Genomic DNA, 22,503 nt, shown 5'->3' with positions numbered 1-22,503 from the left:
CTGGTATATTACCATATATTTAAAGGGGGAAACTCATAATGCCCATTATAGAATTTAAGAATGTGAGTCACAATGGCATACTGCATAATATTTCCGGTTCTTTCCGGGAGAGCAGGATCACCACCTTCGTTGGACCGAGCGGCGCCGGGAAAACGACCTGTCTCAAGATGATCAACGGCCTGCTTTCACCCGATGCCGGGGAAGTGCTGTACAGGGGGAGGGACATTTTCGACTATGATATCGGCAAACTCAGAAAAACCATCAGCATGGCATTCCAGAGTTCACCGATGATACACGGCACCGTTTACGACAATTTGAACCTGCCGTGTGAAGTCCACGGCGAAGTGCTTTCTGAAGAACGTGCTGCAGAGCTTCTCGAAATGGTCGATATGGACGCATCTTTCCTGAAACGTCCTGTCCGTGAGATCTCGGGCGGGGAACGGAGCAGGGTGGCTCTTGCCCGGACATTCGTCCACAGGCCGGAAGTGCTCCTTCTGGATGAGATCACTTCAAGCCTGGACTATGTCCTTGTCAGGGATATTGAAAGGCTTGTGATGCGGCTCCAGTCTGAAAAGAGGGTCACCGTCATCTGGATCACCCATGACCTCGAGCAGGCAAGGCGTGTCAGCCATGACATGTGGTTTTTAAGAAAAGGGGAACTCCTCGAATACGGGCCGGCTGAATTCATAGACCAATCTGATCATCCTGAAATCCGCGCATTTTCAAAGGGGGAACACTGATGTCGTTTCTACAGCTCTCACTGTCATTGATTTTTGTGGCCATTCCTCTGGCGCTGACTTTATTTTTAAAGCTCGGGCTTGAAAAAGACATCATGATCGCTACGGTCAGATCCATCATCCAGCTCCTGATCATCGGGTACATACTGACGTTCGTCTTTGAAAGTGACTCAGTGATCTTCATCATTCTGATGATTCTCCTGATGATCGCTGCAGCAAGCCAGAACATCATCAGGAAAGGGGGCGGCATCCCCGGCATCACGGCAATCATCATTTTCACGCTGTTTGTCGTGGAAGCCGTTTCCATGGGGCTGCTGCTCGGCTTCAGCATCATCCCGGCAGAGCCTGAACAGATCATACCGATCAGCGGCATGGTGATCGGCAACTGTATGGTATTGTCCCTTTTATTCCTGAACAAATTCAAAGATGAGCTGGAAAACAGCGAAGAAGTGATCGAACTGATACTCTCATTCGGCGGCGCGCCCAATGAGGCAATTTCAAGAAGTTTGAAATCCTCAATCAGGACCAGCATGATACCCACCGTCGAATCGATGAAGACGATGGGCCTGGTACAGCTGCCCGGCATGATGAGCGGACTCATCATCGGCGGGGCCGATCCGCTCGAAGCGGTGATGTACCAGCTTCTGATCTTATTCCTCATATTGACCACCGCTGCAATGTCTTCCGTCATGGTCGGCTATCTGTCCTACCCGAAATTATTCAACCAGCGGATGCAGTACATCGGGTTGAGGGACTGAGAGGGCGGATGGACCACTGCTTTTCCCCGGAACATAAAATCGGGGAGTGGGACAGGATTTTATATGAAAAAAATAAATCCGTACGTTTGCTTACCTGGGGCATCGCGCAAGCCTGTAGTCTTGCGCAGATGCTGTTCCCCTGGGAGTCAAACGTACGGATTTTTCGTCTCTTCCATTCAATGAATACTTTTTAAGGACTGATGTCCCAGCCCCGATTTCTTATATGGCCGTCCTGATCGTCTTTTTCATATCCTGATAGATGGATTGCCACAGATCTTCATTGCCTGCAAACGTCTCTGAAAGTTCCCGGACTTTCACTTTGAACATCTCCTCGTATTCGGCAGAACCTTTTTCCGGCATGTCCCTTAAAATCTCATTTTGGATTTCAGTCGTCTCGGGTGCACGCGGTCCCCACTTCGCGACTTCCACCCCATCTTCGTTGATCAGTATGATGATCGGAATGACCCGTTTGCCGTCCGTTTCGTAGGCGTCCATCAGCTCTGGATGAGTGTCCCTCAAGGAGATTCTTGTATCAATCCCACTTTTTTCTGCCAGTTTCCTGAAAATCGGCATGTTCATCATGCAGTGTCCGCACCACGGTTCTGCAATGATGATCGCCCGGAGGCTGCTCCCGGCGGCCTGCCTGAAAAATGCCTCATCAGCCGGCAATGTGAAGTGCTCATCAATCTTTTTATAGTTCCGTTCATGATCAGTCAGTTCTTTTTCGTACTCATCAAAGGTCATACCCTTTTCAAACCACTCGTTCAAATCCACATTCATTCCTCCTCTGCTCATTTCACCTACGATTTTATCATATCACTGTCCGATGCCCAGTCATTTGCCCGCCGCCTCACGGGACAGTGCGCCCATCGCTTCCTCGACCTTCTTCGCCCAGTCTTTCCGGCGATTGACCACGAATTGGTACTCTTCGCCCTGTGCAGTCGTGACCCTGAGGCCGTTCGGGATGGGGATTTTTCCGAACATATTATTGACCGGCCGGACCTTCTCCACATCTTCAAGCATGATTTCCGTCCGTGTTTTCTTGACCTGCATCATCCCCGGTTCATGGATCAGGCGTGTCGCAGTCAAAAATAATTTGCCTTTGACGGAATGGATGCCATACCATAAATTTGCGGTGCCTTTTTTGACAATGGTTTCTGACATAAAGAACCCCTTCCAATAAATGATTATTTAATTGGTATTATAGCATAAGGCAGGTAACATATATTTACATATATCCGGCTCGAACATTACACTGGAATTACAATTGGATTTCATCCTGTAAAATATCCTTGTCTCCAATGATCACTATGTTACGGTGGAAAAGTAACGAAATTGTGAAAGGGGACATTTTTTTGCAACATTCAATCAAGAGGTATTCACAAATTTTAGTCGGTTTCGCACTGCTTGTCACACTGTCTTTTACATACGACGGGGAAGCCGAAGCCGCTGGAACACAAGGTATTTATTACGGATTGCATCCTGATGTCGTGCAAAAAGCAGAGCTCGTCAGACAGATTGCCGCCGAACAGGGCATATTGATCAGATATACCGACGGTTACCGTTCCTTCGAGCAGCAGGATGCCCTCTACAATCAGGGGCGTATAACTGAGGGGCCGGTGGTGACGAATGCCCGCGGAGGCCAGTCATACCACAATTATGGTCTTGCCATCGATTTCGTGCTGACGGATCACTACGGCAACGCGCACTGGGAACTCGATCGTGACATCAACGGCAACGGCGTTTCCGACTGGGTGGACGTCGGTAATATAGCGAAAAGCGTCGGCTTCACATGGGGCGGCGATTGGGCGTCATTCCCCGATTACCCGCACTTGCAGCTTGACTACGGCATGAGCCTTGCGGACCTTCAGTATTGGTACAACCAGGGCTATTACCAATTTGCATATTAATTCAGGGAAGAGGTCTGGACAGTGTGTCCGGACCTCTTTAAATTCCTCATGCTCCGCCGCTCACACTGTCCTGCTTTTCATGCCGTGTGCAAAATGATACACCACGATGCCGAGGAGTATGACGAAAACGAGTGAAAAATACATGCCCCTGTAACCGAGCATCGGCACGATGAAGCCGAGCACGAGCGGACCGAAGCCGAGGCCGAGATCCAATGCAATGAAGTAGGTCGTATTGGCAAGGCCCATGCGGTGCCTCGGCGTCGCTTGTATCGCAAGCGCCTGGGAAATCGACTGGAAATTGCCATACCCCAGTCCGATCAGGAGGGCAGCAAGCAGCAGCATCCATCCGGCATCCGCCTGGCTGATCGTCAGCATGCCGGCCGCAAAAAGGATGAGTGCAGGATAAACGACGATATTGGCCCCTTTCCTGTCCATCAATGGACCGGTCACCGGTCTCGACAGAAGCACCGAAATACCGTATACAAGGAAGAAGAAACTTCCGGCCTCGACCAGGTCGATCTCACCTGAGTAACCTGTCACGAATGAAAGGATGCTTGAATAAGCAAATGCCAGAACGAACATCACTGAGGAAATCGGCAGGGCCCGGGCTTCAAAATAATCCGACAGGCTGAAACGTTTATAGCTGGACACTTCCGGCACTTCCACCTCCGGCGGCCTCACCCTCAGGCTGAGCAGAAGACTGATGACCGCCATGACCAGTGAAAATATGAAGATACTGGTGAATCCATACTGGTTCAGGAGCACAACGCCGATCAGAGGCCCGACTGCTGTCGCCATCACCACACTCATGCTGAAATAACCGATGCCCTCCCCGCTTCTTGAACGCGGGATGATCTGGGCAACGATCGTCCCTGTCGCAGTGGCGGCCAGACCGAGCGCCACTCCGTGCAGAAAGCGCAGACCCATGAGCGGATAAATCCCCATCGGTACAAAATACAGCGCCGTCGAAACCAGTACAGCTGCCGAACCGAACAGCAGCATTTTCCTGTTGCCGATCCGCGCTATATTTTTGCCGCCGTACAGACGACCAAAGAGTGTACCGATGATGAATACGCTGGAGACGAAACCGGCCATGCTGACTGAAGCATCGTATGTTTCAATCGCATACACAGCCATCGTGACAAGCAGAAGATACAGCGACAATGTCAGCATCATATTGACGACGGATGTCAGTATGAAACCTTTCGTCCACAGCTTTTCCTGTTTCCTATCCTCCATTAACAAATCAGCTTCCTTCAAAGTTTTTTAATTGGTGTGAATACTCATTAATTGTACAGATTTTCGACACAACCTGCCACGGTCATGCCTGCTTCAAAGGCGAGGGTGATGCCAAATCCATGGTGTTACTGATATAATGTAATATGGACGATTTCCAATATTATCATTCAATGCTTGAGAGGGAATAAATTTGAATAAAGATCAATCACCATCCGGACGCCACGGATTTCTCACTAATATCAAATACCTTCTGAAGGGTAAAGTGCTTGTGGCCAATGTGCTGCCCGTCTTCACCGCCTTCTGGCTCGCTCTTCACTTCAGCGGGGAGCATTTCAACAATCATATCGGCACTTTTCTTCTGACGATGCTCGGGAGCACACTCGTCATCGCCGGTGCTTTGATGTTCAACAATTGGTATGAGGCGGACCTCGATAAGAAGATGGACAGGACCCGGAACCGCCCGACGGTCACCGGGGCATTCACACTGCGGGCAGTTTTCCGTTCCGCAGTGGTCACTTCCGTCCTGGGCCTCGCCATCATGCTCCTGACAACACCGGAAGCTGCCCTTTATGCTTTCCTCGGCTGGTTTTTCTACGTCGTCCTCTACACTTTCTGGTCCAAACGGAAATATACGATTAACACGATCATCGGCAGCATATCGGGAGCCTTCACACCGTTGATCGGATGGGCCGCCATCGCACCTGCAGGCCACATCGTTCCGATCATGCTGTTCTATCTGTTGTTCATATGGCAGGTGCCCCATACACTCGCCATTGCCATAAAGAGGCTCAGTGATTATACCCGGGCAGGCGTCCCGATGCTGCCCGTCGTCTCAGGTGTTGACATCACCATACGTCAGATGATCATCTATGTCATGGCACTGCTGCCCCTGCCGTTCATACTGCTGCCGGCCATGGGTGGAATATTTTTCATCGTGACGGTCATACTGACGGTCGGCTGGATCATTCTCGCCTTCACCGGACTTAAAAGCACGGAAATCAGAAAATGGGCACAGATCAACCTCAAATACTCCCTGCTTTACTTGATCATCATCCTGGTCATCATGATCATCGTGACCATATAGGAAAAGCCCCTTACCGGATCCGGTAAGGGGCTTTTAAAATTGCATCTGTTAACCGATTGAACCTTCCATCTCAAAGGAGATCAGGCGGTTCATCTCAACCGCATATTCCATCGGAAGTTCTTTTGTGAATGGCTCGATGAAGCCCATGACGATCATTTCCGTCGCTTCGATCTCACCGATTCCACGGCTCATCAGATAGAATAACTGCTCTTCAGACACTTTCGAAACTTTCGCTTCGTGTTCCAGTGAAATGTTATCATTCAGGATTTCATTATAAGGAATCGTATCCGAAGTGGATTCGTTATCCATGATCAGCGTATCACATTCGATATTCGATCTTGCATTCTCAGCTTTTCTGCCGAAGTGGACCTGTCCGCGGTAGGAAACTTTACCGCCGCCTTTGGCGATTGATTTGGAAACGATGGTGGAAGATGTGTTAGGTGCCAGGTGGATCATCTTCGCACCCGCATCCTGCAGCTGTCCTTTACCTGCCAGGGCGATTGACAATGTCATACCACGTGCGCCTTCCCCTTTAAGGAAGATTGAAGGGTATTTCATCGTGATCTTGGAACCTAAGTTACCGTCAACCCATTCCATCGTTCCGTTTTCATCAACGAAAGTACGCTTGGTCACAAGGTTATAGACGTTATTAGCCCAGTTCTGGATCGTCGTGTAACGGCAGTAAGCATCTTTCTTGACCACGATTTCAACCACTGCAGAGTGCAGGGAGTTCGTCGTATAGACAGGTGCTGTACAACCTTCAACATAATGGACGCTTGAACCTTCGTCACAGATGATCAGCGTCCGCTCGAACTGACCCATGTTCTCGGAGTTGATGCGGAAGTAAGCCTGCAGCGGCGAATCGACCGTCACTCCCGGAGGGCAGTAGATGAATGATCCGCCGGACCATACAGCTGAGTTCAATGCCGAAAATTTGTTGTCCGTCGCCGGCACTACAGTGCCAAAGTACTCCTTGAACAGCTCTTCGTTTTCACGAAGCGCAGAATCCGTATCTTTGAAGATTACGCCTTTCTCTTCCAGCGCTTCTTCCATGTTGTGGTAGACCACTTCTGATTCATACTGCGCAGAGACACCTGCAAGGTATTTCTGCTCCGCTTCCGGGATGCCGAGTTTATCAAATGTCAATTTGATTTCTTCCGGCACTTCATCCCACGAACGCTCACTTCTCTCGGACGGTTTGACGTAGTAGGTGATTTCATCAAAGTTCAGCTCTGATAAATCCCCGCCCCACATCGGCATTGGTCTGTCGTAGAAGTGCTGCAGTGACTTCAGACGGTAATCCAGCATCCACTGCGGTTCTTCTTTCATTTTTGAAATCTCTTTTACGATTTCCGGTGTCAGACCGCGGTCCGAACGGAAAATTGATACATCTTCATCATGGAAACCATATTTATAATCTTCGATCTCAGGTACATTTTTAGCCATGACAATCACTCCTTCTATATATTACTGTCCGGATTCTTTAACACCTTTTTCAAGTGCTTTCCAGGTTAGCGTCGCACATTTGATACGTGCAGGGAACTGGCTCACTCCGGACAATGCCTCTATATCCCCATACTCTTCAGGAATCTCATAATCTTCACCAAGCATCATCTTGCTGAATTCTTCGCTCATGCCAAGCGCATGTTCAATGGAGTTGCCCTTGATTGCCTCCGTCATCATAGAAGCGCTTGATAACGAGATGGAACACCCCTCGCCATCGAATTTCGCATCTTTGACGATTCCATCCTGGACGTCCAAAGTCAGACGGATTGCATCACCACATGTAGGGTTGTTCATATCGACGGTCATCGTGCCCTCTTCAATCACACCTTTGTTTCTCGGGTTCTTGTAGTGGTCCATGATGACTGAGCGATACAGCTGATTCAAATTATTAAAATTCATGCGTGAAAAACTCCTTTGTGCGTTCCAAAGAATCGATGAAGTAATCAATTTCATCTTTAGTGTTGTATAGATAAAAGCTCGCTCTGGCTGTGGATGATACTTCAAGGAATTTCATCAATGGCTGGGCACAATGATGCCCCGCCCTGACTGCAACGCCGTCTGTATCCAATGCTGTAGCCAGATCATGCGGGTGCACACCCTCAAGGTTGAAAGTGATCAGACCTGCACGCTCTTCTTTAGGCCCGTACATTTCCATGCCTTCGATCTGTGCCATCTTATCATATGCGTATTTGACCAATTCCTGTTCATAACGGAGAATTTCATCGGCACCGACCTGATTGATATAGTCGATCGCAGCCGACAGCCCAATCGCTTCAGCGATCATCGGCGTGCCCGCTTCGAACTTCACAGGCAGATCAGTCCATGTGGATTCTCTCAAATCCACAAAGTCGATCATATCTCCACCATATTCGATGGGTTCCATTTTATCAAGTAATTCCGCCTTGCCGTATAACACACCTATACCTGTGGGCCCCAGCATCTTATGGCCGCTGAATGCATAGAAGTCGACATCCATTGCCTGGACATCCACACTCATATGGGGCACCGCCTGTGCGCCGTCGACAGCGATATATGCGCCGTGTCTGTGCGCGATTTCCGCGATGCTGCCAATATCGTTGATCGTTCCAAGTACATTGGAAACATGGGTGATTGCGACAATTTTGGTCCTGTCAGTCATGACCGCTTCGACATTTTCCAATTTGATCGTTCCGTCTGCTTCAAGCGGAATGAACACAAGGTTGGCATTTTTGCGCTTCGCAAGTTCCTGCCAGGGTACAATGTTTGCATGATGCTCCATTTCAGTGACGACGATGTCATCGCCTTCCGACACGTTCTCTTCGCCGAAGCTCCGGGCGACCAGGTTGATCGCCGAAGTCGTTCCGCGTGTGAAGACTATTTCTTCATAGCGCTGTGCGTTTATGAAACCTCTGACTTTCATCCGTGCCTGCTCATAAGCATCCGTCGCCTTCGTGCCGAGTGTATGCACGCCTCTATGGACGTTGGAGTTGTAGTCCTTGTAATAATCATTCATAGCGTCGATCACCTGGGATGGTGACTGGCTCGTCGCTGAAGTATCCAGGTAAATCAAAGGGTTACCATTGACTTCTTGATTCAGTATTGGAAAATCTGTGCGGATGGTATTTATATCCATATGGGAAAAACCCCTTTAACGCTTATTTCGATAATACTTTCAACTCTATGATTTCCTTAAGCTGCTTCTTGACCGATTCAATCGGCAGTGCTCTCACCACAGGATCCAGGAAACCGTGGATCACGAGCCTTTCTGCTTCTTTACGGGAGATGCCGCGGCTCATCAGATAGAACAGCTGGAGCGGGTCGACACGGCCGACTGAAGCTGCGTGGCCGGCAGTGACGTCATCTTCATCAATGAGGAGAATCGGGTTCGCATCACCCCGCGCGCGCTCGCTCAGCATCAGGATGCGTGATTCCTGCTGTGCATCACTGCGTGTGCCGCCGTGTTTGATATAGCCGACACCGTTGAAGATCGTCGTCGCCCTGTCTTTCATGACGCCGTGCTTCAGGATATGCCCATTGGAATCTTTACCGTAATGGATGATCTGCGTCGTCACGTTCTGGTTCTGTTCACCGCGTCCGATCGTGACCGTCTTCATATCCGAGTTCGAACGGTCGCCCATCAGATAAGTCGTATTGTCGTTGATGAGGTTCGAATCGCTCATCAGGCCGAGTGCCCAGTCGATTCTTGCATCATTTGCAGCGACACCGCGTCTGTTGATATAACCCGTCATGCCTTCAGCAAGCACATCCACCGCACCGTAAGTGATTTTCGCATTGTCCAGTGCAAGGACTTCCGAGACGATGTTGATCTGTTCGTTGGTCTGTTCAACATTGGACAGGTAGTTTTCCACATAAGTGACTTCCGACCCTTTGTCGGCAACGACGAGGACGTGATTGACGAGGGATGCCTTTTCATCATCGTGAAGTACGACCATCTGTACAGGATCTTCAATCTTCACATCTTCAGGTACATATACGAACAGCCCGCCGTTCAGCATCGCCGTGTGGAAAGCCGTCAGTTTATGCTCATCCACTTTCACACCGTCCGTCATGAAGTATTTTGCAACAAGTTCAGGGTGGTTGTGGGTCGCTTCGACGATGTTCTCTATGACCACACCTTTATCCTGTAACTTTTCATCCACTTGAAGATAAGCAGGTGTATTATTGTGCTGTACATATATATTTTTGGTGTTTTCGATATCGAGAAGCCCTTTGACAGTTTCAGGCAGTTCATCAAGGCTGTTGTAGACACTGCTGTCGACAACCGGTTCAGCCATTGTGAAGAAATCCCATCTTTTGATGTTCGTTTTGTCAGGCTTCGGCATCTCGAGGTTTTCAATGATTTCGAGTGCTTCTTTCTTTTTATTGATAAGGAAGTCGGATTCACCGCGTTCACCTGCGCGCTGAATGACTTCATCTGCATTTATAATATATTCATTGGATACAGTAGCCATTATGATCCTCCTGTCTTATTTAACGTCAGATTCCACAGTTACGTCATCAATGCCCAATTCTTCTTTGATCCAGTCATAACCTTCCGTCTCAAGACGCTCTGAAAGTTCTTTGCCGCCGGATTTTACGATCTTGCCCCTCATCATGACATGTACAAAGTCAGGCTCGATGTAATTGAGAAGTCTTTGGTAGTGAGTGATGATCAGTGAACCGAACTTTTCACCGCGCAGTTTATTGATGCCCTTTGAGACAACTGCAAGTGCGTCGATATCAAGACCGGAGTCGATTTCATCGAGGATGCCGAATTTCGGTTCGAGCATCATCAACTGGAGGATTTCATTCCTCTTCTTCTCACCGCCGGAGAAACCTTCGTTCAGGTAACGTGTAGCCATGTCCTGGTCGATTTCCAGGTGCTCCATGTTCTTATCCAATTTCTTGATGAACTGCATCAGGTTGATTTCGTCGCCTTCCTCGCGGTGCGAGTTGATTGCGGAACGCAGGAAGTCGGACGTCGTCACGCCCGTGATTTCAGATGGATACTGCATACCGAGGAAAAGTCCGGCCTGTGCACGCTCATCCACTTCCATCTCCAATACATCTTCGCCGTCAAGAAGGATTTCACCCTGAGTCACTTCATAACGCGGGTGTCCCATGATCGCCTGAGCCAATGTGGATTTACCGGTGCCGTTCGGGCCCATGACCGCATGAATTTCACCTTGCTTGAGTGTCAGGTCGACACCTTTTAATATTTCTTTACCGTCTATTTCGACATGTAAGTTTTTGATTTCCAGTACAGAAGTCATTTACTTATCCTCCATTTAGATCATATTATTCTCATACCCCACTAGTTTATAATAATTCTAATTTATAGTCAAAGAAATGGGGTATGATTCACACTGTAATATTATACCTTAAAAACCAAACATATTAAAGGGGTGTGCCTCGTCCAAAAGTATGATTCGCGGGGGAAAACGCTTTAAACGCCTTGAGAATGAGGAAACCCAAATGATTCCGGCATCATTCAGGTTTTTGTGTTCTGACATTCAAATGTTGTAATCCTACTTTGGATCCCCCGTCTCCATAGGCAGGGACTCATCAGCCGCCCATTCGGACAATGAACCGTCATAGACAGCCACATCATCCTGACCGAGTTTGTTCAGCAGATACTGCGTCCAAGTTGCCGCAATGGCACTGCCGCAGTATGTGATGACCTTCTTATCCTCATCCAGTGCGCCCACCGCTTCAAATCTCTCTTTCAATTTCTCATCATCGTAGACTTCCCCTGTCTCGGGATCCGCCAGGTCACCGAAGAAGACGTTGACTGCGCCTTTGATGCGGCCCGGGCGGGCATAAGTGTCAGACTCCCCGGCATAATTAGAAGGATCCAGGCTGTCCAGGATGATGACATCATCGTCATCGATCGCTTTTAGAACTTCCTCTTTGCCCGCATAAAGTTCTGGACGGCGTTCGATGTTCAATTCGCCCTTTTCCGGAGCAACCGTCTCACTGGTGACAGGACGCCCTTCACGTTTCCACTTATTATAGCCGCCGTCCAGTATCGCAACATTGTCGAAACCTTCAAACTTCAACTGCCATGCCAGACGTGATGCCCAGTCGGCCGCTTCAAAATCAGCATCCACCATCGCACCTCGGTCGTAAATTACGACAAAGGAGCCATCAGAAATACCGAGGTCGGAAATCTTCTCCACGAATTCATCATGAGGAATGACCGCAAAGTTATACGAAACATCCGGGTCGGAAAAATCATTTTTCAAGTCTGCGAACACCGCGCCGGGTATATGCGCCTCCTCATAGTCTTCCCTGCCGCTCCATACTTTGTAATAGCCGCCGTCTTCCGGTAACTGTAAATATGTCGTCGCATCTATGATCTTCAAATCCTCATCTTCAAGATGGTCTTCAAGCCATTCCGTCGAAACGAACTTTGAATGATTAACTGCCATTTAGTGCACTCTCCCTTAAATCATATTACTTAACTATGATTTAATCATAACATATTTTAATATCCATTTGAAAATAAAACAGCCGGACGATGAAGTTTCAAATCCGGCTGTTGTTTTTCATATTCACTTGATGATATCCAATGTAAACGGCGGTTTGTACGCTTCACCATTCGCAGTTTTGATGATGCCGATGATGATGAAGACGATTGTTGCGACCTGCACGATCGGCCCGAGTACGAAACCGATCAAAACGACGGTCGTCGCCCATGCAATCAGGGCATAGATGGTGTAGGAAATCCCGAAGTTTGCCACGGTCCTCAATGCTTCTGCAGTTGCAGGATCATCATCTTTCTTCAGGGCCCATATGATGAGGGGGCCGATGAGCAGTGTGAATATCGCTAAAATGTAAGAAACGAGGACGAGGGACGAATCATAACCGGCTTGGGTATTCTGTGTCATTCCAATCTCCCCTTTTTATGATGCTTTCATTATTTCAATTTTACCATTAATAAACAAATTACACAATCGGATTCCTCTTTACAGGAAGGAGGGCTGAGGGTATCGATTAAGTTGTTGAAATCATCAAAGTTAATCGAATCCGCTCCGCACACGCCATCGCCGCCCACAAAAAAACCGGGAGATCATCCGATCTCCCGGTTCGTAATAATTTATTCCGCCGGGATGACTGCGCCCCCGTAAGAGTCTTCCATGAACTGTGCAATCTCCTCGCTTTGAAGCACTGCCATCAACGCCTGAACGTCTTCCCTTTCAGCGTCGCCTGAACGCACTGCAACAAGGTTCGCATACGGTGATTCAGAATCCTCCAGGGCAATTGCATCCACAACAGGGTTCAGATCACCCTCGATTGCGAAGTTTGAGTTGATGATCACTGCCGGGGCTTCGTTGTTATTATACATTTCAACGAGCAGTTCCGGTGCCGTCTGGTTATTGAATTCAAAGTCATTCGGGTTTTCAGTGATGTCATCGAACGTCGCATTTTCAATCTCGATGCCGTCTTCAATCTCGATCAATCCGGCGTCCACGAAGAATGACAGGAAGCGTCCTTCTTCAGCCGGGTTGTTGGAAACAAGGATGGTCGAGCCTTCCGGCAAGTCCTCCAGCGAATCATGGTCCTGTGAATAAACGCCCATCGGCTCGATATGCACGTTGCCTGCCGACTCCAGATCATAACCGTGTGATTCCACTTCACCTTCCAGATAAGGCGTATGCTGGAAGAAGTTTGTATCCACTTCTTCATCATCAAGCAGACGGTTAGGCGTAGTATAGTCGTTGACAATGGTTATATCCAGTTCAATGCCTTCCTCGTCCTCCAGAATCACTGCCGCTTCTTCCAAAATTTCAGCGTGTGGTGCCGGGGAGGCTGCAATTGATAATGTACCGCCCGCTTCATCTGAAGATTCTTCGGAGGAACCGTCTCCGTTTTCAGCGGCTTCTTCCGTGCCGGTGCCATCATCCGCACTTTCTTCCGCACCCTCTTCTTCCCCGTTGCCGCATGCTGCCAGTACGGCTGCAAAAACACTTAAGACCATGAATAGAAAAAATTTCTTCATAAATTATCCTGTCCTCTCCAACCTAATATTTTTATAATTGATGATCATCGCTTATCAACCGCTTTAGCAAGGAAGTCCCCTGCAAACTGGATGATGAATACGATGATCAGTATTACTATCGTCGCGACCAGAGTGACATCACTCTGGTTCCGTGTGAACCCGACCATATATGCCAGGTTTCCGAGTCCGCCGGCGCCGATGACCCCCGCAATGGCGGTCGAGCCGACCAGCATGATCGCCGTCACCGTGATGCCGGATATCAAAGCGGGCATCGATTCAGGTATCAGCACTTTCCATATGATGGTCCAGGTGCCCGCCCCCATCGACTGCGCCGCTTCTATCACGCCTTTATCTATTTCCTTAAGGCCGATTTCCACCAGCCGCGCATAGAACGGGGATGCCCCGATGATCAGTGCCGGCAGCGCGCCCTGCACGCCCATGATCGTGCCCATGAGCGCTTTTGTGAAAGGGATGAGCAGGATGATCAGGATGATGAAGGGGATCGCCCTGAACAGGTTGACAAGAAAAGCGGTGGCACCGTATAGCGGCTGGCTCAATGTATTATCGCTCTTATCGGAAAGGAAAAGAATGATTCCGAGAACCAATCCGATGATCAATGTAAAGAAGGTGGCGATGCCCGTCATATAAATGGTGTCGACCGTGGCTTCCCACACGACATCCCAACGGACATTCTCAAAGCTGAACATTTCCCTGAAAGCCTGGAGGAATTCATCCATTATTTCTCCACCTCCACTGTAATATCATCATTGGCCAGTTCATCGATCACTTTTTGCAGTGTGGTGTCATCGATGTCCATCGCCACATACAGATGACCATATGACTCGTTGTTCGTCTGTTTGATATTACCCGACAATATGTTCATATCCAGATCGAATTGTTTGATCACACTGGAAACGACGGGGGTCTTGGATTTGGTGCCGACGAATCCGATCTTGAGTATTCTTGAATCCGGGAACAGTTCCCTCACCTCATCCAGGGCAAGCGCCGTTTCCTCATCGTTGATATCATCCCTGACGAAACGCTTCGTCACACTGTGCACAGGGTTCTGAAACAGCTGCAGGACTTTGCCGGTTTCGACCACCCTGCCCCCCTGCATCACTGCAGCCCGGTCACAAATTTTCCTGATGACATGCATCTCATGGGTGATCAGCACGATCGTCAAATTCATTTCATCCCTGATTTCCTGCAGCAGATCGAGCACCTCATCGGTCGTCTCCGGATCGAGGGCGCTTGTCGCCTCGTCACAGAGCAGGACCGTCGGTTCATTCGATAAGGCCCTCGCAATGCCGACGCGCTGTTTCTGCCCGCCGGACAACTCACTCGGGTAGTTCTTCTCACGCCCTGCAAGACCAACAAGTTCAATCAATTCACGCGACCGCTTTTTACGTTCTTTTTTCGGCACGCCTGCGATTTCAAGCGGGAAGCTGATGTTCTCTTCCACAGTCCTGGACCACAGCAGGTTGAAATGCTGGAAAATCATTGATACTTTCTGCCTTTTTTTCCTCAGCTCTTTTTTGGACAGCGTGTTGATCGTGTCCTCCCCGATGATGATATCACCCGACGTCGGCTCCTCAAGGCCATTCAGAAGGCGGATCAACGTGGATTTTCCGGCTCCGGAGTATCCGATGACACCGAATATCTCCCCACCTTCAATCCTCAGGCTGACATCATCCACCGCTGTGATATCCGCCGACTTGGTACTGTAATTTTTATTGATGTTTAAAATATCTATCATTCATCATCTTCCAAACTATAATAAATTAAAAAACCCACTCATTTGGTATAAAATGAGTAGGCGTCTGTATCATTCAGCCTCTCATCTTCGAATCGATCGATTCAGTGACTTGGCACCTTGTCGTAAGACGGTTGCCGTGGTATCAAAGGGCACTTCCCTCCACCACTCTGGATAAGAGTTGTTATTCGATTGTGAATCATATTATCATCAGTCCCGCATTTCGTCAATGGTGACGCTCCATTATATTCAGTAAATTTGTGACTGATTCAAAACGGTAGACGCTTTCCTGCAGTTCACCGTCTTCGAAGATCAGAAGCGACGGGGCTGAGGTGATTTTATAATCATTGATGATTTCCGTATGGTAATTCAGGTCGATTGCCGTATATTCAAAATCCATGAGTTCCTGCGTCAGCTTGAGCATGCGCTCCGCAATCCGGCAGTTCGCACAGATCGGTGCATAACCGTATAGAATGAATGTTCCTTCAGAGTGAATAAGATTGTATATATCCTGTGTCTCCAACTGCTCTTTCATCATAAAACTTACCTTTCATAATCAAGCTTGTATCAACGTAAAAACCGTGCCGCATCAAAAGATTCGCGAGATAGTCCCTCGGACATCTGCCGACTTCCCCGAATTTTGGGTCGATATATATGTGGGTGCTCTCACTGAGGTGTTTTTTGAACCATTTACGGATTTTCCGGCCTTCCTTATCAGCATCCGACAAAATATAAATCTCAGAACCGTCAAGCTGTTCCAAAATCTCGTCAAGTTTCGAGACCCCCATTGTACCAAATGTGCAGATGATCTGCACAGGTTCTACAAGCACTTCCTCAATACGGCGTTTGTCGGTTTTACCTTCAACAATGAGCACTTTATCAGAAAGATACATTTTCATCACCCTTGGAGTATCATATTTTAAAAAAACTCTAGACAATGTCTAGAGTTGATGAAAAATTATGCGTCGATGACTTTTTGGTATGCGTCTGCATCCAGCAGCTCATCTAATTGTGATGTGTCCGCAACTTCGAGCTTAACCATCCACGCTTCTTCATAAGGGGACTCATTGACGAGCTCAGGGCTGTCTTCCAGCTCCTCATTCACTGCAGTGATGGTGCCGTTCAAAGGTGCATATAATTCAGAAACAGTCTTGACTGATTCAACGCTGCCGAAAGATTCACCTTTCACCATTTCGTCGCCTTCTTCTGGAAGCTCGACGAAAACGATGTCTCCGAGCTCACCTTGTGCGAAATCAGTGATTCCAAGTGTTACTGTATTTCCATCAGCTTTTACCCACTCATGATCTTCTGAATATTTCAAGTCGTTTGGCAATGCCATAATAAAAAACCTCCTCAATGATCTATACATTTATATAATGACATATTTCACAAAGTTTCTCAAGTAAATTCCTCAAAGCAATTTTTCTTTGTACTCGGACTCCTTGAATCCAAGCAGGACATCATCGCCCGCATCAACCAGAGGGCGTTTGATCAGCAGTCCGTCCGTCGCCAGCAGCTCTATCTTTTCATCATCGCTCATCTCCGGCAGCCTGTTCTTCAAATCCAGCTCTTTGTACTTCCTGCCTCTCGAATTGAAGAATTTTCCGATGTCCTGATCAGATTTTTCCACGATTTTTTTAAGCGTCTCCTTTGAGGGCGGCGTCTTCACCATGTCATGTGCCTCAAATTCTATGCCGTGTTCGTCCAGGAACTTTTTTCCTTTCCTGCAGGTGGTACACCTTGTATATTCGTAAAAAGTGATCATGCCGTACCTCCGTGATATTTTTTATTATTATACCCCGTTCATAAAACTTTTACTCATGCTTTCATTTTACAACATTTAAGTGATAAAATGAAAGTGATTAAAAATTGGCGGGGAGTGTACCTGATGAATGCTTTGAGGACTTACGATGATTACAGAAAAGCGTTGAAGGGTGATGATAGGATCATCATCAAATTTTATGCGGACTGGTGCCCGGATTGCAGCATTTTCAATGACTTCATGCCATCCATCCTGGAAGAATACAGGTATGCGGAATGGTTTGAACTGAACCGGGATGAAGTCCCTTCCGCCGCAGAGGAAAATGGTGTCGACGGCATCCCGGACCTTTTGATCTTCAAAAAGGGCAACCCGGTCGCCCGGCTCGGTCCCCACAATGCAGTCTCATATGAGCGTGTCAGGAATTTCTTAAAACAAAACCTCTGATGATGGACAAGGTGCAGTGCCCCGGGGCATTGCACCTTCTTTCATTTTTCGTAAGCTCTCAAGGCATCCTTGATCCTCGAGGCATGCACCTGTCCGGGGGCGGTGTTTTTTGTGATATAGCCGTACGTCAGGCACGAACCGAATTCCCCGCCGGTCAGGCGGGACACTTTGCCGCTCTCGCCCATCGAGATTCCGACGACTTTGTTGCCGATGGCATCTTTGGCCATCTTCACGACCTTGAGCATATTGACCACGTCATCATCACCCTGCGGTGCATAGGCTATCTTCAGTATGTCCCCGCCGGCGCTGTGCATACGGTAAAGCAGCTTCTGCATCTCCTCCACCTTCGGTGTCCCTTTGAAATCATGCTGACTCAGAAGGACCGTCTTCCCGTATCCTTTCGCACATTCCACCATTTCATTCAGGAACTGACCTGCCGTCACGTATTCAATATCGATGATGTCGACGTCGCACTTCACGATGACATCCATCAGGAGATCTTTGTATTCTGCATAAGATCTCGCCCCGCTGCCGCCCTCATGGGACGTTCTGTATGTATAGATGACCGGTGTATCCGTCAGTCCGGCGGCGACTTCATTGACCAGCTGCAAGTGCTCGGACCGGCTCATGTTATCGAACCCGTCACTGCGCAATTCGACGATATCCAGTGCACCCCGGTTCTCTTTGACATGAAGCAGTTCGGACTTCAGTTCCTGCTGTGATGTGCCGTTGATGGATACCACCACTTTCGGCAGTCCTTCATACATTTCAATGTTTTTAATGTTCATGATATCCCTCGTCAATTAATGTTGTGTTTCATTTAATTGTACACATACTTCCGTAAAAATAAAACCACCCAAAATCCCAGGGGAAGGATTTTGGGTAAGGGGACTTGACCAAGGGGAATGGTCAAATTAATGTCTGTAAGTACTGTATACCCATTAAATATCAAGTTAATGTCAAGAAGACATATTTCTTTCAATTGAAATATTACTCTTTACCATAAGCTTTGCTTATGATGGAAACATCAGGATAATGAAAAGCACGGAACCATGATGGCCCGTGCATGGATCGAACTATTCAACTGTCACATTCAATTCCACGTCGATGTTGCCGCGTGTCGCTTTCGAATAAGGGCAGAACTGGTGCGCCTGCTCCAAGTACTTCTCTGCATCTTCCTGTGATATATTCTTTACTTTCGCATTGATTTTGACACCGAGTTTCGGGCCTTCATTTTCTTCATCGTCGAGCAGCTGGACCGTCAAATCCACCACCGGTTCGGCATTTTTCACGCCGCCCTGTTTCAACATCAGATCGAATGCACCATTGAAGCATGATGCGTAGCCTGCTGCAAAGAGCTGTTCAGGATTGTAGCCCTCGCCATCCTGATCCGGCGGCAGCACCGGGGAATCGATCACTTTATCGTCTGTGTGGACATGGCCTTTACGGCCGCCTGTGTTGGTTGCTGTGATTTCATACTTGAGTGACATTAATTACAACCTCCTAAATAGTGATTACATACTTCTTTACCCTTTTTATTATATAATAATCTTTCAGAAAATAAAAACACCGCCCGGCCGGGCGGTGCCTCCTACAGGATCACGGCAGCCATTGTGCCAAATATGATCAGAGGGATATTATAATGTAAAAATGTCGGCACGACCGTATCCCATATATGGTCATGCTGCCCGTCGGCGGCAAGGCCGGCCGTCGGGCCGAGTGTACTGTCGGATGCAGGCGAACCCGCATCGCCCAGCGCCGCTGCCGTACCGATCAGGGAGGCGGTTGCCAGCGGACTGAAGCCGAGCGACATGCACAATGGCACGAAAACGGCCGCGATGATCGGAATCGTCCCGAATGACGTACCGATGCCCATCGTGATGACCAGGCCGACAAGCAGCAGCATGACTGCGGCCACCGCATGGGGTATGCCTTCAAACCAGACTGCAACCGTATTGATCAGATCATCGACCGCATCCGTTTCTGTCAGTACGGATGCGTATCCGGAAGCGATGAGCATGATGAAGGCGATCGCCCCCATCATCAGCACCCCTTCCCTCACTGCCGCCTCGCTCCTGCCGATTTGGATGACCTGGCTGAGGAGCATGATCGCAATGCCCCCGAGCGCGCCGATGATCATCGAGTCGAATGTCAGCTGCAGGACGAACGCGGCGATGATTGCGATGACCGTGATCAGATGATTCACTTTCTCCCGCTTTTCCGTGAGGCCTTCCGTAACGACGCTTTCATCAGAGACGGTTTCGATATCCTCATATTCCCTATGTTTCCTGTAAGTGATGAAAACGGCGGTCAGCAGTCCGACAGTCATCCCGAGGACCGGGATGGCCATTGCCGCAGGGATGTCGGACAGTCCTATATCCAGGCCGTTTTCCTGCATCTCGGTCACGAGGATGCCGTGGAAGATCAGACCATAGCCCACCGGGAGGAGTATGTATGGTGCTTTAAGGCCGTATGTCAATGCACTGGCCACTGCCCGCCTGTCGATCTTCAGCTTGTTGAACAGCATCAGCAGCGGCGGCACCAGTATCGGTATGAAAGCGATATGCACGGGCACGACCGTCTGCGACAGCACACCGATGCCTGCAAAAATGAATATGAGCAGATACTTGCGCTTTCCGATCACTTTCAGCAAATAACTCAGCAGCACCCGGACGATGCCGGACATGGCAATCATCGAGGCGAAGATTCCGAGCAGCAGATAACTGAGCGCCGTCTCGGATTGACCGCCCATACCTTCCACAAGCACGGTCACGGTTTCACCGAGGGGCAGCCCTGCAAGCAGCCCTGCTGAAATCGCAGCAAGCATCAAAGCAAAGATGACATGAATCTTCATCAGACTCAAAATGATCAAGACCAGAACCGAAATGACAACGGGATTGAATAATACGTCCATTCCTAATACTTCCTCTTCTATTTTTTAAATGTGTTTGGAACAATACCCTCATTCTACCAGAGAAATATACACGTGGGTACATGATATTGCCCCTTCACTTTATATGTATGGAGATTTGCATTTGAAATAAAAAAAGGAACGGCCGCAGCCGTTCCTTCAAAGTTTTATATTAATTATAGATTAGACAGCCGTAACGTTAGTCGCCTGTGGACCACGCTGACCTTCTTCTACATCAAAGTTCACTTTTTGACCTTCTTCAAGAGTTTTGTAACCGTCAGCCTGGATTGCTGAGAAATGTACGAATACATCGTCACCCTGCTCCTGTGTGATGAAACCGAATCCTTTTTCGCCGTTAAACCATTTTACTGTTCCTTCATTCATAGAAAAAACCTCCCAGTGCTTTTGCACTCAATATTTGTTCGTTGTAAATTAATTTTTTTAAGAGTTTTTCAGATGAATGAAAAATTTAAAATTTGTTAATTTAAACTACTCTTAGTATATTACACCATGATCTTTAATAAGTCAAGGGGTTGATCAAAACAAATTAAAAAGGACGGCCATGGGCCGTCCCCTAAAGTTTTATTTTAAATGTAGATTAGACAGGTGTAACGTTGGTCGCCTGTGGACCACGCTGACCTTCTTCTACTTCAAATGTCACTTTTTGACCTTCTTCAAGAGTTTTGTAACCGTCAGCCTGGATTGCTGAGAAATGTACGAATACATCGTCACCCTGCTCCTGTGTGATGAAACCGAATCCTTTTTCGCCGTTAAACCATTTTACTGTTCCTTCATTCATAGAAAAAAACCTCCCAGTGCTTTTGCACTCAATATTTGTTCGTGTAAATTAATTTCTTTTAAGAGTTTTTCAGGTGAATGAAAAAATTAAAATTTGTTAATTTAAACTACTCTTAGTATACTACAGCATCATCTTTAAAATGTCAAGCCTGTGCGGGCATGATACAAAATAAAAAAACGGACGCAGCCGATCGCATCCGTTTCATGTATGGAGACGGCGGGAGTTGAACCCGCGTCCAGAGACTTTGACACATTTCTTTCTACGTGTGTAGTTCATTTTTCAATTTCGCATGGATAAAGGTAATGAACAGACCTTGACATCCATGCTAGTCTTATTGGTTTCCGCATTGGGTCTTAAGACGGCAGACCCAGTGCGTATCCCGCTAAGGTTGAATCATCGTCATGGGCCGCAGGAATGCCCATGGGATGATGCAGAGTGCTCTTAGGCAGCTACTGCGAAATTGTTTTGTTTGCCAGTTATTAAACTGAGTATCGTTTATGACGGAGCCGAAACCTCCGACACGCTTAAAATGCTCAAACAGCCCCTGTCGAATCCGGAACGTCCCCGGATTAAAAGGCCCCGATATTTTCGAGTGAAGTACATTATAGCAAAAACTCACCAGGGGTGCAAGTGCGGAGGGTGAGCCCCCGCCGTTACCTCATGCGGTCTTTCATCGCACGGTCAGCTTCCAGCTTCATCTGCCTGCGCTTCGAATCCTCACGTTTGTCATACTTCTTCTTACCTTTCGCCACGCCGAGCAGCACTTTACAGACCCCGTTCTTGATGTAGAGCTTGAGCGGCACGAGTGCGTTGCCCGTCTCCTGTATGTGCCCCATCAGTTTGTCGATCTCTTTTTTATGAAGGAGCAGCTTTCTCGTACGGAGGGGATCATGGTTGAAACGGTTCCCCTCTTCATATGGCGCAATATGCATGTTGTACACATACATCTCGCCCTTGTACGTCTTCGCATAGGCATCGGTCAGGTTGGCAGAGCCCCGCCTGATCGACTTGATCTCCGTGCCTTTCAACGCTATGCCCGCTTCAACGGTCTCTTCGATCGTATAGTCATGTCTTGCCTTCCTGTTCTGTGCCAGTGGTTTCGTATGTTGTTTTTTCATA

General features: G+C 48.2%; 28 protein-coding genes, 1 other RNA gene and 1 riboswitch. Of the genes, 5 read left to right on the top strand and 24 right to left on the bottom strand.

Annotated features, from left to right (window positions below; translation table 11 throughout):
• Positions 1-38 precede the first annotated feature (38 nt).
• Positions 39-740 (top strand): ABC transporter ATP-binding protein, encoded by a 702-nt coding sequence (locus BUA12_RS07070; RefSeq protein WP_072709795.1) that lies wholly within the window; start codon positions 39-41, stop codon positions 738-740.
• Positions 740-1,495: an ABC transporter permease gene (locus tag BUA12_RS07065; RefSeq protein ID WP_072709794.1), complete on the top strand. Its 756-nt coding sequence runs from the start codon at positions 740-742 to the stop codon at positions 1,493-1,495. The genes BUA12_RS07070 and BUA12_RS07065 overlap by 1 nt, the downstream gene beginning before the upstream one ends.
• Positions 1,496-1,714: 219 nt before the next feature.
• Here the strand turns inward: BUA12_RS07065 and BUA12_RS07060 are convergent, their stop codons facing one another.
• Positions 1,715-2,269: a thioredoxin family protein gene (locus tag BUA12_RS07060; RefSeq protein ID WP_072709793.1), complete on the bottom strand. Its 555-nt coding sequence runs from the start codon at positions 2,267-2,269 to the stop codon at positions 1,715-1,717.
• 60 nt (positions 2,270-2,329) lie between these two features.
• A complete protein-coding gene (locus BUA12_RS07055) occupies positions 2,330-2,659 on the bottom strand; it encodes a GRAM domain-containing protein (RefSeq protein ID WP_072709792.1) in 330 nt (109 codons plus the stop codon).
• Between the two features lie 191 nt (positions 2,660-2,850).
• Here BUA12_RS07055 and BUA12_RS07050 point away from each other — a divergent pair, with 191 nt between their 5' ends.
• Entirely contained in the window at positions 2,851-3,405 is a 555-nt protein-coding gene (locus BUA12_RS07050) for a M15 family metallopeptidase (RefSeq protein WP_072709791.1), read from the top strand.
• Between the two features lie 60 nt (positions 3,406-3,465).
• Here BUA12_RS07050 and BUA12_RS07045 read toward each other — a convergent pair whose 3' ends face one another.
• A complete protein-coding gene (locus BUA12_RS07045) occupies positions 3,466-4,644 on the bottom strand; it encodes an MFS transporter (protein WP_072709790.1) in 1,179 nt (392 codons plus the stop codon).
• 190 nt (positions 4,645-4,834) lie between these two features.
• On the opposite strand from BUA12_RS07045, the gene cyoE reads away from it, so the two are divergent.
• Positions 4,835-5,728, top strand: a complete 894-nt coding sequence (gene cyoE, locus BUA12_RS07040) for a heme o synthase (RefSeq protein WP_245772769.1) — start codon at positions 4,835-4,837, stop codon at positions 5,726-5,728.
• 48 nt (positions 5,729-5,776) lie between these two features.
• Here the strand turns inward: cyoE and sufB are convergent, their stop codons facing one another.
• The 14 genes from sufB to BUA12_RS06970 all read right to left on the bottom strand — a co-directional run bounded on the left by sufB (position 5,777) and on the right by BUA12_RS06970 (position 17,233).
• Positions 5,777-7,174: a Fe-S cluster assembly protein SufB gene (gene sufB / locus BUA12_RS07035; protein WP_072709788.1), complete on the bottom strand. Its 1,398-nt coding sequence runs from the start codon at positions 7,172-7,174 to the stop codon at positions 5,777-5,779.
• A gap of 21 nt (positions 7,175-7,195) precedes the next feature.
• The gene (gene sufU / locus BUA12_RS07030; RefSeq protein ID WP_072709787.1) at positions 7,196-7,633 is read right to left on the bottom strand and encodes a Fe-S cluster assembly sulfur transfer protein SufU; all 438 of its coding nucleotides are present in this window, start codon (positions 7,631-7,633) and stop codon (positions 7,196-7,198) included.
• Positions 7,623-8,846, bottom strand: coding sequence for a cysteine desulfurase (locus BUA12_RS07025; protein WP_072709786.1), 1,224 nt, complete (start codon positions 8,844-8,846; stop codon positions 7,623-7,625). The genes sufU and BUA12_RS07025 overlap by 11 nt, the downstream gene beginning before the upstream one ends.
• Positions 8,847-8,868: 22 nt before the next feature.
• On the bottom strand, positions 8,869-10,185 hold the full coding sequence (gene sufD, locus BUA12_RS07020; protein WP_072709785.1) for a Fe-S cluster assembly protein SufD: 1,317 nt from the start codon (positions 10,183-10,185) through the stop codon (positions 8,869-8,871).
• Between the two features lie 15 nt (positions 10,186-10,200).
• Positions 10,201-10,986 carry a Fe-S cluster assembly ATPase SufC gene (sufC, locus tag BUA12_RS07015; protein WP_072709784.1) on the bottom strand — a complete coding sequence of 262 codons (786 nt, stop codon included), beginning with the start codon at positions 10,984-10,986 and terminating at the stop codon, positions 10,201-10,203.
• A 255-nt stretch (positions 10,987-11,241) separates the two neighbouring features.
• Positions 11,242-12,144 carry a sulfurtransferase gene (locus tag BUA12_RS07010; RefSeq protein ID WP_072709783.1) on the bottom strand — a complete coding sequence of 301 codons (903 nt, stop codon included), beginning with the start codon at positions 12,142-12,144 and terminating at the stop codon, positions 11,242-11,244.
• Positions 12,145-12,267: 123 nt separating this feature from the next.
• A complete protein-coding gene (locus tag BUA12_RS07005) occupies positions 12,268-12,603 on the bottom strand; it encodes a DUF4870 domain-containing protein (RefSeq protein WP_072709782.1) in 336 nt (111 codons plus the stop codon).
• Between the two features lie 209 nt (positions 12,604-12,812).
• Positions 12,813-13,715, bottom strand: a complete 903-nt coding sequence (locus BUA12_RS07000) for a MetQ/NlpA family ABC transporter substrate-binding protein (RefSeq protein ID WP_072709781.1) — start codon at positions 13,713-13,715, stop codon at positions 12,813-12,815.
• A gap of 44 nt (positions 13,716-13,759) precedes the next feature.
• A complete protein-coding gene (locus tag BUA12_RS06995) occupies positions 13,760-14,455 on the bottom strand; it encodes a methionine ABC transporter permease (RefSeq protein WP_415735782.1) in 696 nt (231 codons plus the stop codon).
• Positions 14,452-15,471 (bottom strand): methionine ABC transporter ATP-binding protein, encoded by a 1,020-nt coding sequence (locus BUA12_RS06990; RefSeq protein ID WP_072709776.1) that lies wholly within the window; start codon positions 15,469-15,471, stop codon positions 14,452-14,454. Before BUA12_RS06990 ends, BUA12_RS06995 begins: the two co-directional genes overlap by 4 nt.
• A gap of 78 nt (positions 15,472-15,549) precedes the next feature.
• Positions 15,550-15,649, bottom strand: a riboswitch (SAM riboswitch).
• A 45-nt stretch (positions 15,650-15,694) separates the two neighbouring features.
• Positions 15,695-16,003 (bottom strand): thioredoxin family protein, encoded by a 309-nt coding sequence (locus BUA12_RS06985; RefSeq protein ID WP_178138242.1) that lies wholly within the window; start codon positions 16,001-16,003, stop codon positions 15,695-15,697.
• The gene (locus tag BUA12_RS06980; RefSeq protein ID WP_072709772.1) at positions 15,954-16,361 is read right to left on the bottom strand and encodes a toprim domain-containing protein; all 408 of its coding nucleotides are present in this window, start codon (positions 16,359-16,361) and stop codon (positions 15,954-15,956) included. The genes BUA12_RS06985 and BUA12_RS06980 overlap by 50 nt, the downstream gene beginning before the upstream one ends.
• Before the next feature lie 65 nt (positions 16,362-16,426).
• Entirely contained in the window at positions 16,427-16,807 is a 381-nt protein-coding gene (gene gcvH / locus BUA12_RS06975) for a glycine cleavage system protein GcvH (protein WP_072709770.1), read from the bottom strand.
• 72 nt (positions 16,808-16,879) lie between these two features.
• Positions 16,880-17,233 carry an arsenate reductase family protein gene (locus BUA12_RS06970; RefSeq protein WP_072709768.1) on the bottom strand — a complete coding sequence of 118 codons (354 nt, stop codon included), beginning with the start codon at positions 17,231-17,233 and terminating at the stop codon, positions 16,880-16,882.
• 123 nt (positions 17,234-17,356) lie between these two features.
• On the opposite strand from BUA12_RS06970, the gene BUA12_RS06965 reads away from it, so the two are divergent.
• Positions 17,357-17,674 (top strand): thioredoxin family protein, encoded by a 318-nt coding sequence (locus BUA12_RS06965; RefSeq protein ID WP_072709766.1) that lies wholly within the window; start codon positions 17,357-17,359, stop codon positions 17,672-17,674.
• A 41-nt stretch (positions 17,675-17,715) separates the two neighbouring features.
• Here the strand turns inward: BUA12_RS06965 and aroD are convergent, their stop codons facing one another.
• From aroD to smpB, 7 genes are all read right to left on the bottom strand, one after another.
• On the bottom strand, positions 17,716-18,462 hold the full coding sequence (aroD, locus tag BUA12_RS06960; RefSeq protein ID WP_072709764.1) for a type I 3-dehydroquinate dehydratase: 747 nt from the start codon (positions 18,460-18,462) through the stop codon (positions 17,716-17,718).
• Positions 18,463-18,750: 288 nt separating this feature from the next.
• On the bottom strand, positions 18,751-19,164 hold the full coding sequence (locus tag BUA12_RS06955; protein ID WP_072709762.1) for an organic hydroperoxide resistance protein: 414 nt from the start codon (positions 19,162-19,164) through the stop codon (positions 18,751-18,753).
• A 101-nt stretch (positions 19,165-19,265) separates the two neighbouring features.
• A complete protein-coding gene (locus BUA12_RS06950) occupies positions 19,266-20,588 on the bottom strand; it encodes a Na+/H+ antiporter family protein (RefSeq protein ID WP_072709760.1) in 1,323 nt (440 codons plus the stop codon).
• A 180-nt stretch (positions 20,589-20,768) separates the two neighbouring features.
• Positions 20,769-20,969 carry a cold-shock protein gene (locus BUA12_RS06945; protein ID WP_072709759.1) on the bottom strand — a complete coding sequence of 67 codons (201 nt, stop codon included), beginning with the start codon at positions 20,967-20,969 and terminating at the stop codon, positions 20,769-20,771.
• Between the two features lie 214 nt (positions 20,970-21,183).
• Positions 21,184-21,384, bottom strand: a complete 201-nt coding sequence (locus BUA12_RS06940; RefSeq protein ID WP_072709758.1) for a cold-shock protein — start codon at positions 21,382-21,384, stop codon at positions 21,184-21,186.
• A 205-nt stretch (positions 21,385-21,589) separates the two neighbouring features.
• Positions 21,590-21,950, bottom strand: a transfer-messenger RNA (tmRNA) gene (gene ssrA, locus BUA12_RS06935).
• 87 nt (positions 21,951-22,037) lie between these two features.
• Positions 22,038-22,502 carry an SsrA-binding protein SmpB gene (gene smpB, locus BUA12_RS06930; protein WP_072709757.1) on the bottom strand — a complete coding sequence of 155 codons (465 nt, stop codon included), beginning with the start codon at positions 22,500-22,502 and terminating at the stop codon, positions 22,038-22,040.
• Position 22,503 lies beyond the last annotated feature (1 nt).

It is taken from the genome of Lacicoccus alkaliphilus DSM 16010 (assembly GCF_900142805.1).
GTDB lineage: Bacteria > Bacillota > Bacilli > Staphylococcales > Salinicoccaceae > Lacicoccus > Lacicoccus alkaliphilus.
Note: the sequence above shows the minus strand (reverse complement) of the source record. Positions and strands in the feature narration are given on the sequence as shown.

What these genes read in the sequence shown, in the direction of transcription:
- BUA12_RS06990 (WP_072709776.1), bottom strand. Translation starts at nt 15,471, where the DNA reads ATGATAGATATTTTAAACATCAATAAAAATTACAGTACCAAGTCGGCG.
- gcvH (WP_072709770.1), bottom strand. Translation starts at nt 16,807, where the DNA reads ATGGCATTGCCAAACGACTTGAAATATTCAGAAGATCATGAGTGGGTA.
- smpB (WP_072709757.1), bottom strand. Translation starts at nt 22,502, where the DNA reads ATGAAAAAACAACATACGAAACCACTGGCACAGAACAGGAAGGCAAGA.
- sufU (WP_072709787.1), bottom strand. Translation starts at nt 7,633, where the DNA reads ATGAATTTTAATAATTTGAATCAGCTGTATCGCTCAGTCATCATGGAC.
- BUA12_RS06940 (WP_072709758.1), bottom strand. Translation starts at nt 21,384, where the DNA reads ATGAATGAAGGAACAGTAAAATGGTTTAACGGCGAAAAAGGATTCGGT.
- sufC (WP_072709784.1), bottom strand. Translation starts at nt 10,986, where the DNA reads ATGACTTCTGTACTGGAAATCAAAAACTTACATGTCGAAATAGACGGT.
- BUA12_RS06985 (WP_178138242.1), bottom strand. Translation starts at nt 16,003, where the DNA reads ATGAAAGAGCAGTTGGAGACACAGGATATATACAATCTTATTCACTCT.
- BUA12_RS07065 (WP_072709794.1), top strand. Translation starts at nt 740, where the DNA reads ATGTCGTTTCTACAGCTCTCACTGTCATTGATTTTTGTGGCCATTCCT.
- BUA12_RS06950 (WP_072709760.1), bottom strand. Translation starts at nt 20,588, where the DNA reads ATGGACGTATTATTCAATCCCGTTGTCATTTCGGTTCTGGTCTTGATC.
- BUA12_RS07055 (WP_072709792.1), bottom strand. Translation starts at nt 2,659, where the DNA reads ATGTCAGAAACCATTGTCAAAAAAGGCACCGCAAATTTATGGTATGGC.
- aroD (WP_072709764.1), bottom strand. Translation starts at nt 18,462, where the DNA reads ATGAACATTAAAAACATTGAAATGTATGAAGGACTGCCGAAAGTGGTG.
- BUA12_RS07005 (WP_072709782.1), bottom strand. Translation starts at nt 12,603, where the DNA reads ATGACACAGAATACCCAAGCCGGTTATGATTCGTCCCTCGTCCTCGTT.
- BUA12_RS07070 (WP_072709795.1), top strand. Translation starts at nt 39, where the DNA reads ATGCCCATTATAGAATTTAAGAATGTGAGTCACAATGGCATACTGCAT.
- BUA12_RS06945 (WP_072709759.1), bottom strand. Translation starts at nt 20,969, where the DNA reads ATGAATGAAGGAACAGTAAAATGGTTTAACGGCGAAAAAGGATTCGGT.
- BUA12_RS07045 (WP_072709790.1), bottom strand. Translation starts at nt 4,644, where the DNA reads ATGGAGGATAGGAAACAGGAAAAGCTGTGGACGAAAGGTTTCATACTG.
- BUA12_RS07000 (WP_072709781.1), bottom strand. Translation starts at nt 13,715, where the DNA reads ATGAAGAAATTTTTTCTATTCATGGTCTTAAGTGTTTTTGCAGCCGTA.
- BUA12_RS06955 (WP_072709762.1), bottom strand. Translation starts at nt 19,164, where the DNA reads ATGTCACTCAAGTATGAAATCACAGCAACCAACACAGGCGGCCGTAAA.
- BUA12_RS06970 (WP_072709768.1), bottom strand. Translation starts at nt 17,233, where the DNA reads ATGATCACTTTTTACGAATATACAAGGTGTACCACCTGCAGGAAAGGA.
- sufB (WP_072709788.1), bottom strand. Translation starts at nt 7,174, where the DNA reads ATGGCTAAAAATGTACCTGAGATCGAAGATTATAAATATGGTTTCCAT.
- BUA12_RS07025 (WP_072709786.1), bottom strand. Translation starts at nt 8,846, where the DNA reads ATGGATATAAATACCATCCGCACAGATTTTCCAATACTGAATCAAGAA.
- BUA12_RS06980 (WP_072709772.1), bottom strand. Translation starts at nt 16,361, where the DNA reads ATGTATCTTTCTGATAAAGTGCTCATTGTTGAAGGTAAAACCGACAAA.
- sufD (WP_072709785.1), bottom strand. Translation starts at nt 10,185, where the DNA reads ATGGCTACTGTATCCAATGAATATATTATAAATGCAGATGAAGTCATT.
- BUA12_RS06965 (WP_072709766.1), top strand. Translation starts at nt 17,357, where the DNA reads ATGAATGCTTTGAGGACTTACGATGATTACAGAAAAGCGTTGAAGGGT.
- BUA12_RS07010 (WP_072709783.1), bottom strand. Translation starts at nt 12,144, where the DNA reads ATGGCAGTTAATCATTCAAAGTTCGTTTCGACGGAATGGCTTGAAGAC.